Below are 13674 nucleotides of genomic sequence, written 5' to 3'. Positions count from 1 at the left end.
CCCTTTCCACTCTCCAACCCTCTGCCGCTTATGGACAAGCTCACTTCTTTCGCCAACCGCCTGCCCCTCGCTGCCCTGCTGCTGACGCTCACCGTGGCTATTTCTTCCTGCAGCCGCTACAATGCCAGCGGCGGCCTCGCTACCTGGGGCTACGTGCTGCTGGCCCTCGACATTCTGGCCATGCTCGACGTTTTCCGTCAGCCCTGGTCCATCGGCAAGAAGATCATGTGGGCCGCCATTATCTTCATTTTCCCGCTCGGTGGTCTGATCATCTACTACCTGTTTGCCGGCCGCGGCAAGTCGAATCTGTAGCCTTCCAGGTAAGGCTTCCAGCCAAAACAAAACTGCCCGTCGCTGCTAAGCGACGGGCAGTTTTGTTTTATGAGGAGTAGCAGGCGGGCTACTTACCTCCCAGCCGCCGCTGCTTCTCCAGCCGCGCCACGTGCTTGAGCAGCTCGCCGCTGTTGGTGATTTCCGTCACCTGCCAGTGGTCGCCCTTGTCGCGCATCTTGAGCTCTACCACCAGCGTGGTGTCGTACTTGGGCTGGGTGAATTCGATGCCGACCAGCGCCTGGTCGCCCTGCTCGTTCACGTATTTCACGTCTTTGAACTTGCTGTCCGGGTTCACCACTTTGCTGGCCAGGCCCAGCATCGACACCTTGACGGCCCGCTTCGGCTGCGCGGCGGCCGCTGCTTCTACCGAGCCGGTTTCGATGTAGGTCTGCAGCTCCTTGTGCGCGGCCTTGGCCAGCTGGGGCTTGATCAGCTGCAGCGCCCCCCGGAAGGCAAAGCCGCCGGGAATCAGACCCAGGGCCGAGCTTTGCGCGGCCACCTGATCAACCAGGCTGCCCGTCACGCTGGTCACGTCTACGTAGCGCTCAAACTTGGCCATATCGTGCGTCTGCGTGGCCTTGGCTGCCTGCATCAGCGAATACTTGGGTCCGGTGGTGAAGCTGCGGTAAAACAGATAGCCGCCAATGGCCAAAGCGGTCAGCACAAGCAGAAGGATGACTTTTTTCATTTTGGAGAGTGTCTGAAAGAGTGATTACGGACGCAAAATACCGCTTTTAACTCCGCCCCCAGAAACGGCATTGTCAACCATCTTCGGAAGCCTGAACTGTCCTGTTCGCCGCGCACCCACGTATGCCTTACTCACTATGAATCATTCCCACGCTCCCATTCTTGCCCCTGTCCGCCCCGAGATTCACGGCCACCGCGGCTGCCGTGGCCTGCGGCCCGAAAATACGTTGCCCGCTTTCCTGCATGCCCTCGAACTCGGCGTCGATGTGCTGGAGATGGACGTCGTCATTTCCGCTGATGGCGAGGTGGTGGTGTCGCATGAGCCGTGGCTGTCGCCGCTGTGCCGCGATGCGCTGGGCCAGCCCGTAGCGGCCGGCAGTGAAGCCGAGCACAACCTCTACCGGATGCCTTACGCTGAAATCAGGCGCTGCGATTGTGGGCTCACGCCGCACCCTGCCTTCCCGCACCAGCTGCTACTAGCGGCTTACAAACCACTGTTGCGGGAGGTGCTGCAGCAGGTCGAGCAGGAGGTTAGTAGGCTGGGCCGCCCGGCCATCCGCTACAGCATCGAAATCAAGTCGACGCCGGCGGGCGACAACGTGTTTCATCCTGCGCCGCCTGCTTTTGTAGAACAGGTTTTGGCCGTTCTAGGGCAGGAGCAACTGCTGGCCCGCACGACGGTTCTGTCATTCGATAGGCGCATCCTGCAGCAAGTCCGGCACCAGGCTGCGGGCCTACCGGTTTGCCTGCTGGTCGAAGACGAAATCCCGTACGAGGAGCACGTTGCCCAACTGGGATTTACGCCTGAAATCTACGGCCCGTACTATCCCCTGGTCACTGCCGATCTGGTGGGCTGCCTGCATGCTCAGGGAGTGCGTGTAATCCCCTGGACGATCAACCAGCCAGGCGANTGAACAGGTGACAGGTACACTCCGCAGGAGAGGGTCAAACCAAGGCAGCCGGATCGGAAACCACTTTGGTTGGTTTTCGGTCCGGCTGCCTGGTTGAGTGGTTGTGCGAAGCCGGGTGTTTTACGAGCCAATGTGCGGCTGACGCTTTGTAGAACCTGTTATCAGGTGTTTTGTAAAGCTGTAACGTATTGTCCGCTTTTTGTAGTGTTACAATAGCCGTGTAACGTGATTAATGTAAAGTGTATCAATTGTATCATTCGGTGTTGTGTCACCTCGTGTAGTGTATACTGTATTACGCGGACGTATTTGCACCATTGATACATATGTGGCATATTTACCAACCGAAAGAATTACAAGTGCCTCTCTATGCCACACCAGGGCGAAATCCTTCAAGAAACCATCAAAAACAGCGGTATTTCCATTACCCGGATTGTCGATGAGCTTGGAATTACGCGCCCTACCATCTACCGCAAGTTCAAGGATGAGACACTTGATTACGCTTTCGTAAAGCGTATTGGGGATATTATCGGACACGACTTTTCTGGCGACTTTACATCTTTACAACAAACCGTATTACCATTTACTCCCGTAACTGTAACAAATGTTGGTGTAAACAATGTTACACGTGCTTCGATGGCTTTACAGGTTACAGATAGTGACCCGGTTAAACAGCTCACGGCGCTCCAAAACAAGTATATAGCCCTGCTGGAAGCCTATAACGACCTGCTCCTGAAAGTGTATGGTCCTAAATGACAAAAATGTTCCACGTGAAACATTTTTGTCACTTCTATAGTGGCAGTCCGTTGCTGGTAGCCAATTCGAGAAGAGCAGTAGAGTAGCGAAATCAGTACGCTATTTGACACCGCTCCTGCGCTAGCAAGTGCAGTTCGAGCGGGACTGCCAGCGTCGAAACGGCCGAGTCGAACTCCAGCCGGTAACGCTCTTTGAACTCCCTTCTTTTGATGGCTTCCACGAAGCGACGAGTGTCTTCCGGGCTCTCCAGAGAAAGGCCCGGGACCGGGGTAGGGGAGCCACTGTCGTCCTTGGCAACCATCGTGAAGTAGGACGTATTGGTGTGCTTGACCAAGCCGCTGCGCACATCCTCCGCAATGACTTTTATGCCTACTAGCAGCGAAGTGCGTCCCACGTAATTGACTGAGGCCAGCAGGGAAACCAGCTCACCCACCTCGACCGGTTGGAGAAAGTTTACTCCGTCTACGCTTACGGTCACGCAGTAGGATCCGGCATGTTTGGAGGCGGCAGCGTAGGCTACCTTGTCCATCAGGGAAAGGAGAATGCCTCCGTGGATCTTGCCGCCGAAGTTGGCATAGGTCGGGATCATCAGTTCGGTGAGCGTGACCCGCGAGTAGGACACCGGGCGGAAATCAGGTTTGGGGTAATCCATTATAAGAGGAGTTGGGTGCTGAAATGAGTCGGCAAAAGCCCGGGCCAGAATCAAGCCTGCAGACTGCGCTTCTCAATAGTATAGCGCGCCGCGGAAAGCGTGGCTAGTCCTGACATCCCAGCCCGCAGAAAATACGGAGTGGCCAGACAGGTCAACCCACGTTCTTCACCAAACCCGGTGGGTACAGGCAGGGCAACAGAGAAACGGATAGGCCTAATGCTGTTGCCAGAGCAGGGCGTCGGGAATGCCTCAGGACAGGTAACGGATAGTAGTGGCGCAGCGAGGTGCTAGGCAGGCGGTTCTTATGACTAGAGAAATACTACCTCCTGAATCACCTTTTCCCCTACCTCAGCATTGATGATTTCCAGCACGCGGGTTTTGGCCATCACCAGCTCGTGCTTAAGAGGCGCCGAGCTGAGGCGGACAAACAGCTTGCCCTGGCTAATGTAGATTTCCTGCGTTTTCAGCGCCACCGCCTTCCCCATGATTCGTTCCCAGCTGGATACAACCGTCACCTCGTTGAGCTTGCCCTGTAAGCGGTATGCTTTGAGCAAAGCCGTAATGCCGTCCTTCAGGGAGACGATATCTGCCTGTCGGGAATTTTCAGAGTTGCTGTGCTTTTTCAAAACGGGGCGGTATACTAACGCGCGAAGCTGAGGTGCCGAGGCCTAAACATAGGCTTGCTTAACTACAGGAGCGGGTCCTGGTAAAGATAGGCGGTAAGCCGGCTAAAGAGCGGTGACGGTTCCGTTTTCTACCCGAAAGCGGCTGATTTGTTCGGAGAGGTTGGCCAGTACGCGGTCCGTCCGGTCGAGGTGGGTATCAGTCAGGAATACCTGGCCGAAGGTGCGTTCGGCCACGAGTTGCAGGAGCCGGGTAATTCGCTTTTCATCCAGCCGGTCGAAGATGTCATCCAGCAGCAGCAGCGGCTTGTGCTGTTTGCGCTCGGCCAGAATTTCGAACTGCGCCAGCTTAAGCGCAATGGCGTAGGATTTCTGCTGGCCCTGGGAGCCGAAGTTTTTGACCGAGCCCGCGTCCATCAGGAAGATGAAGTCATCCTTGTGCGGGCCCACAGTGGTGCGCTGCAGCGCTAAGTCTTTGCGCTCCACCGTGCGCAGAAGGTGCGCAAAGTCGACGCCGGGCAGCTGACTCTTATACTCAAGCGTTACCTCTTCCCGGCCATCGGCCAGCTGCTGGTAGTGTCGTTGAAAGATAGGAGTGAACTCCGCCAGAAACTGCTGCCGCAGCTGCACCAGCTGCTCGCCGGCCGGCGCCAGCTGCTCATCGAGTACCAGCAGGTAATCCCGGTCGTAGCCCTGCCGGTCGTAGGCCAGCTTGAGCAGGGAGTTGCGCTGCCGTAGGATATGGTTATAGGAAATGAGTAGCTCCAGATACTCGTGGTTGAGCTGGGAAATCAGGCTGTCGAAATACCGGCGCCGCTCCTCGCTGCCCTGCCGAATCAGGTCGGTGTCGTAGGGAGAAATAAGCACGACGGGAAACCGGCCGATATGGTCGGAGATACGCTCGTAGGCTTGCTTGTTATGGGTCACCGCCTTCTTCTGCCCCAGTCGCAGGCTGCACTGAATCGTGTCGCGGACGTCGTCGGGAGGCACGCAGAACCGGCCTTTCACCACGAAGAACTCTTCCCCCTGCTTGATGCTTTGGGCGTCGGCGGCAGTGAAGGCACTCTTGGTCAGGGCCAGATAGTGGATAGCGTCAAGTAGGTTGGTTTTGCCGCTGCCGTTGTCGCCAATGAAGCAATTAATGTGCGGGGAGAACCGCAGGTTGGCCTCGTCGTAGTTTTTAAAGAACAGCAGATGCAGGTTTTCAAGAATCATTCGGGGTTCGGAATTGCAATCCTTTTACGTACTTTCGCATCCCAAACGCGAACAACCGAGCACGATGGCGGAGACGAAAGTAAAGGCTACTTCAAAACCTTCCAATTCGACGAGTAAGTCGTCGGCTAAGAAGACCTCAACTACACCCACTGCCAGCACCAAGACGGTGAAGCAGCCAGACCCGGTATTGCCCTCCAACGGCAAAGCCAAGGACTCCCAGGAGGCCCCCCAGGCTACGAGCCCGGCCAAGCCGGAGTTTCCGAAGGAGACCTACATTCGCTGGTATGAGCAGATGGTGCTCATGCGCAAGTTTGAGGAGAAGGCCGGTCAGCTGTACGGCCAGCAGAAAATAAAGGGCTTCTGCCACCTCTATATTGGCCAGGAAGCCTGCGTAGCCGGCGCCGTGTCGGCCCTCACCAAAGACGACAAGTGGATTACCGCCTACCGCGACCATGCCCACCCGCTGGCGCTGGGCACTTCGCCGAACGCCATCATGGCGGAGCTGTTTGCCAAGGCAACCGGCTGCTCCAAGGGCAAGGGCGGCTCGATGCACATGTTCGATAAAGCCGTCAACTTCGTGGGTGGTCACGGCATCGTCGGCGCCCAGGTACCGCTGGGGGCCGGGATGGCTTTCGCCGAGAAGTACAACAAGACCGGCAACCTCTGCATCTGCTACATGGGCGACGGTGCCGTGCGGCAGGGAGCCTTGCACGAAGCGTTCAACATGGCCATGCTGTGGAAGCTGCCGGTTATCTTCGTGGTGGAAAACAACGGCTACGCCATGGGTACCTCGGTGCAGCGTACGTCGAACGTGACGGAGCTCTACACCCTCGGCGAGGCCTACGATATGCCTTCCGAGCCGGTGAACGGGATGAACGTGGAAGACATCCATAATGCCGTAGCCCGCGCCGCCGAACGCGCCCGCGCCGGGGAAGGCCCGACCTTCCTCGAATTCAAAACCTACCGCTACAAAGGCCACTCCATGAGTGACCCGGCCAAGTACCGTACCAAGGAGGAGCTGGAGGAGTACCGCCAGCGCGACTCCATCGAAGCCGTGCGCCACACCATTCTGACCAACGGCATGGCGACGGAAGCAGACCTGGCAGCCATTGACGAGAAGATCAAGGCGCAGGTAAACGAGTCCGTGGAGTTTGCCGAAACCTCGCCGTATCCAACGGCCGACGAGCTCTACAAGGACGTGTATGTGCAGCAGGACTATCCTTACATCCGCGACTAACCCTGCGGTGACCTTTACCCGGCCTTGTGGTCGTCTTTCCCGAAATCAACAGTAATGTCAAAGATTCCTAACACGCGCAACAGCCCGCTAAACCGTCCTCAGCCGCAACCGGTGCCCGCGGACCCCAATCAGCCCACCGGCGAGTATTCGCCCGAGCATCCGCTGTTTGAAGATCCGGATGCCTTGGCCACCCGGCTGGTGGAGTCGGAGGATTTCCTGCGCCGCAACAAGAACGTGTTGCTGGGCGTGCTGACGCTGGTGGTACTGGCCGTGGTAGGCGCCTTTGGCTACTACACCTGGCGGACATCGCAGGACGAGAAGGGGCAGGCCGCCATGTTCCAGGCGGTGAACTACTGGGAGGCCGACTCGATGAAGAAAGCCATGAAAGGCGACGGCCAGTACGACGGCCTCGAAGCCGTAGCAGCGGAGTACAGCGGCACCAAGGCCGGCAACCTGGCCAACTTCTACGCGGGCGTGGCCTCGTTGAAAGAAGGCCAGTACCAGGCGGCCATTGACTATCTGGAAGACTTCAGCTCCGATGACCTGCTGGTGCAGGCCCGCGCCTACTCCCTGCTGGGAGATGCCAACATGGAGCTGAACAAATACAAGGAAGCGGCCGACTTCTACAACAAAGCCGCCAACCACAACGCCAACGAGTTCTTCTCGGCCGGCTACCTGCTGAAGGAAGCCACGGCCCGGGAAATGGCCAAGGACTACAGCGGGGCCGTAACGGCCTACGACAAGATCCTGACCGACTACCAGAACTCGGCCGAGGCTGCTGAAGCCAAGCAGTTCAAGGCGCGCGCTGAGGGCCTGGCTGGCAAGTAAGCCAACCGCCTAGCCAAGAAAGCTGCGCTTTTCCGCAAGGGGAGGCGCAGCTTCTTTTTTATTTAGAACCCCGACTCTTTAACGATTCCTGATGGCTACCTCCCTCAAAAACCTGAGCGACTACACCTCCGACCACTTCATTGATATTTCCGACAAGCGCTTCGGCATTGTAGTGGCGGAGTGGAACCGTGAAATCACCGATGTGCTAAGCCAGGGCGCTTACGAAACCCTGCTCAAGCACGGGGCCAAGGAAGAAAACATCTTCCGCAACACGGTGCCCGGCAGCTTCGAGCTAACCCTGGGGGCCCAGCTGCTGGCCCAGCACGAGGAAATTGATGCCGTCATTTGCCTGGGCGTAGTCATCCAGGGCGAAACCAAGCACGACGACTACATCTGCCACGCCGTAGCCAGCGGCATCACCAACGTGGGGCTGAAGTTCAACAAGCCGGTTATCTTCGGGCTGGTGACGACCAATACCCTGGCGCAGGCCTGGGACCGGGCCGGTGGCAAGCACGGCAACAAGGGCGTGGAAGGAGCCGTAGCGGCCATTCACATGCTGGGTTTCTAAGCGGCCAGCTTGCCGAGCAGGACCCCCGGAGAAGGTCAATCATAGTTCGTTACCAGACAAAAGCGTAGCTTTGCGGCCGAATCATGCCGGACGGAACGGGGCCGGAAGCTGAACCGCAGCGACACTTCCACGCCCGCGAACCAACAAACTAATCTGTTTGGCGGCGTGTTGGGAAGCCATTCGGGAAGCTTGCATTCGTTGTCATCCCAGGCAAGTAACTAACCTTCAATACGTTAAATTTTTCTCTGAACCAGCATGAGTGAAGAAAACCTACGGTATTCCAGGGAAGAACTGGTTGAGTTTCAGGATATTATCCAGGACAAACTCACCGCTGCCCGGAAGGAAGTGACCTTTATTAAGGAAACACTAAGCCGCCGCAACGATTCGGGCACCGACAACACGGCATCTTCGTCGAAGGTGCTGGAAGACGGGGCCGACACCGCCGAAAAAGAAAGCCTGAACCAGCTGGCCTCGCGCCAGATGAAGTTCATCCAGCAGCTCGAAAATGCCCTTATCCGCATCAAAAACGGAACCTACGGGGTATGCATCGGTACTGGCAAGCTGATTTCGAAGGAGCGCCTGCGGGCCGTGCCGCACACGCAGCATTCCATCGAAGCCAAAATGGCCCGCCGCGACTAACACCGCTACGGCTTTTACATTCTGCCCGGACTTTCGGCCGGCTCATTTGGGCTGGGTCGCTGGTCCGGGCACTGTTTTCCGGGGTAGCTCGTTAGAGCAGCTCCGCTCTTGTTTTGAATTTTAGTTTTCATTCGTACCGTAGCGATACGGCACTTTTTCCTTGCAACCATGAGCAAGAAGCACTTCTCCGGCGATAAGCCGGAACGCCGCAACAACTCGGACTCCCGGCCCGCCGGCAACGCCGGTGGCCCCCGCAAATTCTCGCCCCGGCCCGCTGAAGGCAGCACCGGCGGCAACCGCTTCGGCAGTGAAGGCCCCCGGGGCCGCGACTCCTCGTCGCGTCCGTCGTTTGATCGTCCGGCCAGCCGGCCCAACGAGGGCGGCGGATTTGGGGGGGCTAAGCGTTTTGGCGGCAATGATTCGGGGCCGAAGAAATTCGGCTCCCAGGGGGGCTTCAACCGCAGCGAGGGCGCGGGCAACCGCGGTAGCTCCAGCGCCCCCCGCCGCGACGGCGACAACGACCGGCGGCCCTTCAACCGCGAAGGCAGTGACCGGCCCTCGTACGGCAGCCGTGATGCGGGTAGCCGCCCGGCGCGCCCGTTCAACCGGGACCAGGACAGCCGCCCACCCCGCTCGTTTGACCGCGAGGCCCCGCGCCGCTTCGAAAGCCGCGGTGATGATGACCGTCGTAGCAGCAACTCCGGCGACCGGGACCGGGCGCCGCGCGATGTGCGCCCCGCCCGGGCATACGAGCCGAAGGCCAACTGGCCGGGGCAGCCGTACCGCCAGGAAGGCAAGCCCGCCGTGCCGCGCGGCGAGCACGGAGAGCGGAATCGCAAATTTAAAAAAGCGAGTCCCTTTGAGCAGGAGTCCGGCACCAGCCAGCCCCTGCCAAGCACTCTACCACCCGTAGAAAGCTTCGAGCGGGATGGCGACCTGGGCCCGAACCGGGCTATCCGTGCGGCCCGGCCGTTTGATTTCCGCAAGCCGCCGGAAGAGTTTACCCGCGACGATGACCGCAGCCGTAGCCCTGACCGCAGCGAGCGGCCGGAGCGCCGCGAGAGTGGGAGCCGCAGCTTCGGCGAGCGGCCCGCCTTTGGCAGCAAGCCCGCTGACCGCGGAACCTACGCCGACCGTAATGCCGCGCCGCGCCGCTTCGACGACCAGCGCGACGAGGCCAAGCCCTACGGTGACCGGACGCCGCGCATCAGCCCCAGCTCCGACAAGCGCTTTGCTACCACCAACCGGGCCGACAAGCCCAAGCGGGGCGAGGTAGCCGGCGAGGCACCCTCGTACACGAACCTGAAGCACTACGAAGACGACAAAACCCGCGGCAACAAGCGCCGCCGCGAGGAAGAGAAGTCGGACTCGGTGCGCCTGAACCGCTACATCGCCAATGCGGGCATCTGCTCCCGCCGGGATGCTGACGAGCTGATTGCCGCGGGCGAAATCAAGGTAAACGGCGAGGTGGTAACCGAAATGGGCTACCAGGTGCAGCCCACCGATACGGTACAGTACGGCAAGACCAATCTGAATCGTGAAAAGCAGGTGTACGTGCTGCTCAACAAGCCCAAGGACTTTATCACCACGACGGAAGATCCGGAAGGCCGCAAAACGGTAATGGATCTGGTGGCTACGGCCTCCCGGGAGCGAATCTTCCCCGTGGGGCGGCTGGACCGCAACACGACGGGCCTGCTGCTTTTCACCAACGATGGGGAAGTAGCGCAGAAACTCTCGCACCCTTCGCACAAAAACAAGAAAATCTACCAGGCGGAGCTGAACCTGCCGCTGACCGAGGAGCACCTGCGCCAGATTTCGGAAGGCCTGGAGCTGGAAGACGGCAAGGCTGATGTGGACGACGTGGCCATCGTGGCGGGCAATGCGCACTTCGTGGGCATTGAGCTGCACCTGGGGCGCAACCGGATCGTGCGGCGCATCTTCGAGCACCTGGGCTACGAGGTAGTGGCGCTGGACCGTGTGCAGTATGCCGGCCTGACCAAGAAAGACCTGCCCCGCGGCAAATGGCGCTTCCTGACCGAAAAAGAAGTTATCCGGCTGAAGTATTTCATGTAAGCAAGCAACCTGCTGCCAATCAGTCGACTCCTGGAGTTGGATGGTTGGCAGCAGCTCTTTTCAGCCCCGGCCTTATCAGCTTGTAACTCCTGTTTCCAATATGCGCACCCTGGTCTTCGATATTGGCAACACGGCCGTGAAATACGGCTGCTTCGAAGCAAACGGGCTGCAGGAAACCGCCGCGGGCCTGACGCTGGAGCAGATGCCGGCCACGGTGGAACGGCTCCGGCCCGACCACGTGTTGGTAGCATCGGTAGCCGAGCCAACCGCCGCCTGGGCGGCCCGGCTGCAGCCGCTGCTGAAAGGCCGGGTGCTGGAGTTCGGGCCGGCCACTACGCGCCTGCCCATCCGCAACGCCTACGCCAGTCCCCGGACCCTGGGGGCCGACCGGCTGGCTGCGGCCGTGGGCGCGGCGTGGCTGCGGCCGCAGCACGACACGCTGATTGTGGATGCGGGCACGGCCATCAAGTGCGACTGGGTGGAAGGCGGGCACACGTTCCGGGGCGGCAGTATTGCGCCGGGGCTGCGGATGCGCTTTGAGGCCCTGCACAAGCTTACCGGCCGTTTGCCGTTGGTCGACATGCCAGCGGCGGTGGCCACGCCACTAGACCTGATTGGGACCGATACGCCGTCGGCTATCCGAAGCGGGGTACTGAATGGGGCCGCGGCCGAGGTCAATGGCCTGATCGAACAATACCAGGCGCTGAGCCCCCGGCTGGCGGTGGTGCTGGCGGGCGGCGACGCTCCCTTTTTTCAACCCCGGCTGAAAGGCCATATCTTTGTCATTCCGGAGCTCGTGCTACTCGGGCTTCACCGAATACTGGTGCATAATGTTGAGAACTAAATTTGCGGGCCTCGCGGGGCTGACTTTGTTGAGCCTGTTGGCTGCCGCCCATACGCAGGGGCAGGGCCTCGGCAACTCGCCGTACTCGCGGGTCGGCCTGGGCGACTTTACGGGCAACGTTGGCGGCGTCCGTCAGCAGGGCATGGGCGGCATTGGACTGGCTGCCCCCAATACCTCGAACGTCAACGAGTTGAACCCGGCCATGCTGGCTTATACTACCCGCACCACCTACGAAGCGGGCTTCAACGCCCTGTTTCGGCGGCTGCATACGGTAAGCCAGTCGAACCGTACGGGCAGCGCCTCGCTGGCTTACCTGGCGCTGGCGGTGCCGTTGTCGAAAAACTGGGGCGCGGCGGTAGGGCTGAAGCCGTTCACCTCCGTCGATTTTGAGGCCAACACCCAGGCCGCGGTAATCAACGACCCGGACAAGGCTATTTCCTTCGTGAACGAGCAAGGCAAAGGCGGCCTGTCGGAAGCCTACCTGTCGCAGGGTTACCGCATTGGCAAAGGCTTTTCGGTCGGGGCCACGGCGTCCTACGTGTTTGGCAGCATCGACCTGTCGACCAGCACGGCCGTGGTCAAGCCGACTGATATCACCGAGAATATTACGCGCGTCGTGCGGCGGGAGCAACTACACTACTCGGACTTTGCGTTTCGCGGCGCCGCCCACTACCGGAGCAAGATAACCGAGAAGCTCAACTACAACCTGGCCGGCGTCTACAGCTTTCAGACCGACCTGAGCGGCACGCGCAGCCTGACCCAGGACCGGGAAGACGTAACCGGCTTCAAGCTGCCCTTCGACCAGATGATGGAGCTGGTGGATCAGAAAGGCAAGGCCATCATTCCGGCGCTGACCCAGGTGGGCATCAGCCTCGACAACAACCGCAACTGGAGCGCCAACCTGGATGTGGCCCAGCAGCAGTGGTCCAAGTACCGGGCATTTTCGGGCTCGGCTACCACCGCCACGCTCAGCAACACGCTCCGCGTGGGCGTGGGGGGGGAGTACACGCCCGATGCTACGGCCGTAGAAAACTACTTCAAGCGGGTAACCTACCGCGTGGGGCTGACGGCGGCGCAGATGCCGTATCAGCCCAACGGGCAGATGATTTACGACCGCTCGGTGAGCTGGGGCTTTGCCTTCCCGCTGCCGAGTGCCACCCCGCTGGACGCCACCGTTATCGGGCTGGCCTTCACCTACGGGCAGCGCGGCAACAAGGACACGTACTTGCTGAACGACGCGCAGGGAACCCGCACCGTGAACAACGTGAAGGACGACTACCTGAAGCTGCAGCTGGGCGTCACGCTGAACAACCGCTGGTTTATCAAGCGCCAGATTGAGTAATCCGGTCCCCGTTATGCCAATCCCACGTAACCGTTTTGGGCTGTTTCTGCTGGTCGCGCTGGCGGCGGGCCTGAGCGTGGGCTGCGGCAAAAAGGACGCGACGGCCACCCAAAAGATGGTGTACAAGGGCCCTACCATCGAGGTAAACGACGTGTTGACCCTGATCAGCGACTCGGCCCAGCTGCAGGTACGCCTCACGTCGCCGCTGGAGCAAACCTTCGAAACCGGCGACCAGGTGTATCCTAAAGGGGTAAAGGTAGTTTTCTACGGCGACGGCGGCCGCACGGTGGTCAACACGCTGAGTGGTAGATACGGCAAGTTCGAGAAGAACAAGAACCTGTATACCGTGCGCGGCGACGTGCAGGTGAAAAACGACCCCAAGCAGCAGCAGATGAACACCGAAGAAGTGTTCTACGACAAGGCCAAGGCGCAGATTTACACTAAGCCGGAGATGTTTGTGCGCGTCAAAACCCTGACCGAGGTGCTGACCGGCTACGGCCTGACGGCCAACCAGGACTTTTCGCGCTACCGCATCATGAAGCCGGAAGGAATCTTCACCCTCGACCAGTCGAAAACCAAGCCTTAACGCCGCCGCTATGAACCGAATTTTGGCCCCGGGTATGGGCCGCACCATTTTGTTTTCGGTGGGCGTGGTCACGTTCGTCATCGGCGTGTACCAGACCCTGGTCGAAAACAACCCCAAGGTGCCGCTGGAAAGCCTGCAGCGCAACTACTGGCTGTTCATGATTTCGCTGGCCTGCACCATGTACTACCGCTACCTCAAGCAGCGGGAAAAAGAGCGCGACTTTCTGGCCCAGCCGCCGGCCGCGCCGAAAAATCCCGGTAAATCGAACAAACCCAACCCGCGCAACAAGCGCCGGAACTAGCTTTCTGCCTGAAACTTGCCCGCCCGGACCCGCCGCCGGGCGCTCTTGTATCCGGGCGGCTTTGAATGTCCGGCGGATTCTG

The 13674-nt window shown here is 59.6% G+C and carries 16 protein-coding genes; 12 read left to right on the top strand and 4 right to left on the bottom strand.

Annotated elements, in window-relative coordinates; translation table 11 throughout:
- Window positions 1-30 precede the first annotated feature (30 nt).
- A complete protein-coding gene (locus ABD842_RS11260) occupies window positions 31-312 on the top strand; it encodes a PLD nuclease N-terminal domain-containing protein (protein WP_345113578.1) in 282 nt (93 codons plus the stop codon).
- Window positions 313-400: 88 nt separating this feature from the next.
- Here ABD842_RS11260 and ABD842_RS11255 read toward each other — a convergent pair whose 3' ends face one another.
- Window positions 401-997, bottom strand: a complete 597-nt coding sequence (locus ABD842_RS11255; RefSeq protein ID WP_345113575.1) for a DUF2939 domain-containing protein — start codon at window positions 995-997, stop codon at window positions 401-403.
- Window positions 998-1157: 160 nt separating this feature from the next.
- Here ABD842_RS11255 and ABD842_RS11250 point away from each other — a divergent pair, with 160 nt between their 5' ends.
- Both ABD842_RS11250 and ABD842_RS11245 read left to right on the top strand, forming a co-directional pair.
- Complete coding sequence (locus ABD842_RS11250; protein WP_345113572.1) at window positions 1158-1934, top strand: glycerophosphodiester phosphodiesterase family protein; 777 nt, start codon at window positions 1158-1160, stop codon at window positions 1932-1934.
- Window positions 1935-2297: 363 nt separating this feature from the next.
- Window positions 2298-2684 (top strand): helix-turn-helix domain-containing protein, encoded by a 387-nt coding sequence (locus ABD842_RS11245; RefSeq protein WP_345113569.1) that lies wholly within the window; start codon window positions 2298-2300, stop codon window positions 2682-2684.
- A 91-nt stretch (window positions 2685-2775) separates the two neighbouring features.
- Here ABD842_RS11245 and ABD842_RS11240 read toward each other — a convergent pair whose 3' ends face one another.
- From ABD842_RS11240 to recF, 3 genes are all read right to left on the bottom strand, one after another.
- Window positions 2776-3336 carry an acyl-CoA thioesterase gene (locus tag ABD842_RS11240; protein WP_345113567.1) on the bottom strand — a complete coding sequence of 187 codons (561 nt, stop codon included), beginning with the start codon at window positions 3334-3336 and terminating at the stop codon, window positions 2776-2778.
- Between the two features lie 308 nt (window positions 3337-3644).
- On the bottom strand, window positions 3645-3962 hold the full coding sequence (locus tag ABD842_RS11235) for a DciA family protein (RefSeq protein WP_345113564.1): 318 nt from the start codon (window positions 3960-3962) through the stop codon (window positions 3645-3647).
- Between the two features lie 102 nt (window positions 3963-4064).
- A complete protein-coding gene (gene recF, locus ABD842_RS11230) occupies window positions 4065-5174 on the bottom strand; it encodes a DNA replication/repair protein RecF (RefSeq protein WP_345113561.1) in 1110 nt (369 codons plus the stop codon).
- 64 nt (window positions 5175-5238) lie between these two features.
- Between recF and pdhA the strand changes: the two genes are divergently transcribed.
- From pdhA to ABD842_RS11185, 9 genes are all read left to right on the top strand, one after another.
- Window positions 5239-6411, top strand: coding sequence for a pyruvate dehydrogenase (acetyl-transferring) E1 component subunit alpha (gene pdhA, locus ABD842_RS11225; protein ID WP_345113559.1), 1173 nt, complete (start codon window positions 5239-5241; stop codon window positions 6409-6411).
- A gap of 54 nt (window positions 6412-6465) precedes the next feature.
- Window positions 6466-7239 carry a tetratricopeptide repeat protein gene (locus ABD842_RS11220; RefSeq protein ID WP_345113556.1) on the top strand — a complete coding sequence of 258 codons (774 nt, stop codon included), beginning with the start codon at window positions 6466-6468 and terminating at the stop codon, window positions 7237-7239.
- 91 nt (window positions 7240-7330) lie between these two features.
- Complete coding sequence (gene ribH, locus ABD842_RS11215) at window positions 7331-7807, top strand: 6,7-dimethyl-8-ribityllumazine synthase (protein ID WP_345113553.1); 477 nt, start codon at window positions 7331-7333, stop codon at window positions 7805-7807.
- 255 nt (window positions 7808-8062) lie between these two features.
- Window positions 8063-8446: a TraR/DksA family transcriptional regulator gene (locus tag ABD842_RS11210; RefSeq protein ID WP_345113550.1), complete on the top strand. Its 384-nt coding sequence runs from the start codon at window positions 8063-8065 to the stop codon at window positions 8444-8446.
- A gap of 168 nt (window positions 8447-8614) precedes the next feature.
- Window positions 8615-10519: a pseudouridine synthase gene (locus ABD842_RS11205; RefSeq protein WP_345113548.1), complete on the top strand. Its 1905-nt coding sequence runs from the start codon at window positions 8615-8617 to the stop codon at window positions 10517-10519.
- Window positions 10520-10619: 100 nt separating this feature from the next.
- Complete coding sequence (locus tag ABD842_RS11200; RefSeq protein ID WP_345113546.1) at window positions 10620-11363, top strand: type III pantothenate kinase; 744 nt, start codon at window positions 10620-10622, stop codon at window positions 11361-11363.
- Between the two features lie 37 nt (window positions 11364-11400).
- Window positions 11401-12705: a BamG family beta-barrel-assembly machinery protein gene (gene bamG / locus ABD842_RS11195; RefSeq protein WP_345113543.1), complete on the top strand. Its 1305-nt coding sequence runs from the start codon at window positions 11401-11403 to the stop codon at window positions 12703-12705.
- A 13-nt stretch (window positions 12706-12718) separates the two neighbouring features.
- Window positions 12719-13291: an LPS export ABC transporter periplasmic protein LptC gene (gene lptC, locus ABD842_RS11190; RefSeq protein ID WP_345113540.1), complete on the top strand. Its 573-nt coding sequence runs from the start codon at window positions 12719-12721 to the stop codon at window positions 13289-13291.
- 10 nt (window positions 13292-13301) lie between these two features.
- Window positions 13302-13592 carry a hypothetical protein gene (locus ABD842_RS11185; RefSeq protein ID WP_345113537.1) on the top strand — a complete coding sequence of 97 codons (291 nt, stop codon included), beginning with the start codon at window positions 13302-13304 and terminating at the stop codon, window positions 13590-13592.
- Window positions 13593-13674 lie beyond the last annotated feature (82 nt).

It is taken from the genome of Hymenobacter algoricola, assembly GCF_039539525.1.
Taxonomy (GTDB): Bacteria; Bacteroidota; Bacteroidia; order Cytophagales; family Hymenobacteraceae; genus Hymenobacter; species Hymenobacter algoricola.
The sequence above is the reverse complement of the archived record's forward strand: the minus strand, read 5'-3'. Positions and strand labels throughout refer to the sequence as shown.

Coding starts and splice junctions, on each gene's coding strand:
- recF (WP_345113561.1), bottom strand. CDS start 5,174: ATGATTCTTGAAAACCTGCATCTGCTGTTCTTTAAAAACTACGACGAG.
- lptC (WP_345113540.1), top strand. CDS start 12,719: ATGCCAATCCCACGTAACCGTTTTGGGCTGTTTCTGCTGGTCGCGCTG.
- ABD842_RS11260 (WP_345113578.1), top strand. CDS start 31: ATGGACAAGCTCACTTCTTTCGCCAACCGCCTGCCCCTCGCTGCCCTG.
- ABD842_RS11200 (WP_345113546.1), top strand. CDS start 10,620: ATGCGCACCCTGGTCTTCGATATTGGCAACACGGCCGTGAAATACGGC.
- ABD842_RS11220 (WP_345113556.1), top strand. CDS start 6,466: ATGTCAAAGATTCCTAACACGCGCAACAGCCCGCTAAACCGTCCTCAG.
- ABD842_RS11205 (WP_345113548.1), top strand. CDS start 8,615: ATGAGCAAGAAGCACTTCTCCGGCGATAAGCCGGAACGCCGCAACAAC.
- ABD842_RS11240 (WP_345113567.1), bottom strand. CDS start 3,336: ATGGATTACCCCAAACCTGATTTCCGCCCGGTGTCCTACTCGCGGGTC.
- ABD842_RS11185 (WP_345113537.1), top strand. CDS start 13,302: ATGAACCGAATTTTGGCCCCGGGTATGGGCCGCACCATTTTGTTTTCG.
- ABD842_RS11245 (WP_345113569.1), top strand. CDS start 2,298: ATGCCACACCAGGGCGAAATCCTTCAAGAAACCATCAAAAACAGCGGT.
- pdhA (WP_345113559.1), top strand. CDS start 5,239: ATGGCGGAGACGAAAGTAAAGGCTACTTCAAAACCTTCCAATTCGACG.
- ribH (WP_345113553.1), top strand. CDS start 7,331: ATGGCTACCTCCCTCAAAAACCTGAGCGACTACACCTCCGACCACTTC.
- ABD842_RS11210 (WP_345113550.1), top strand. CDS start 8,063: ATGAGTGAAGAAAACCTACGGTATTCCAGGGAAGAACTGGTTGAGTTT.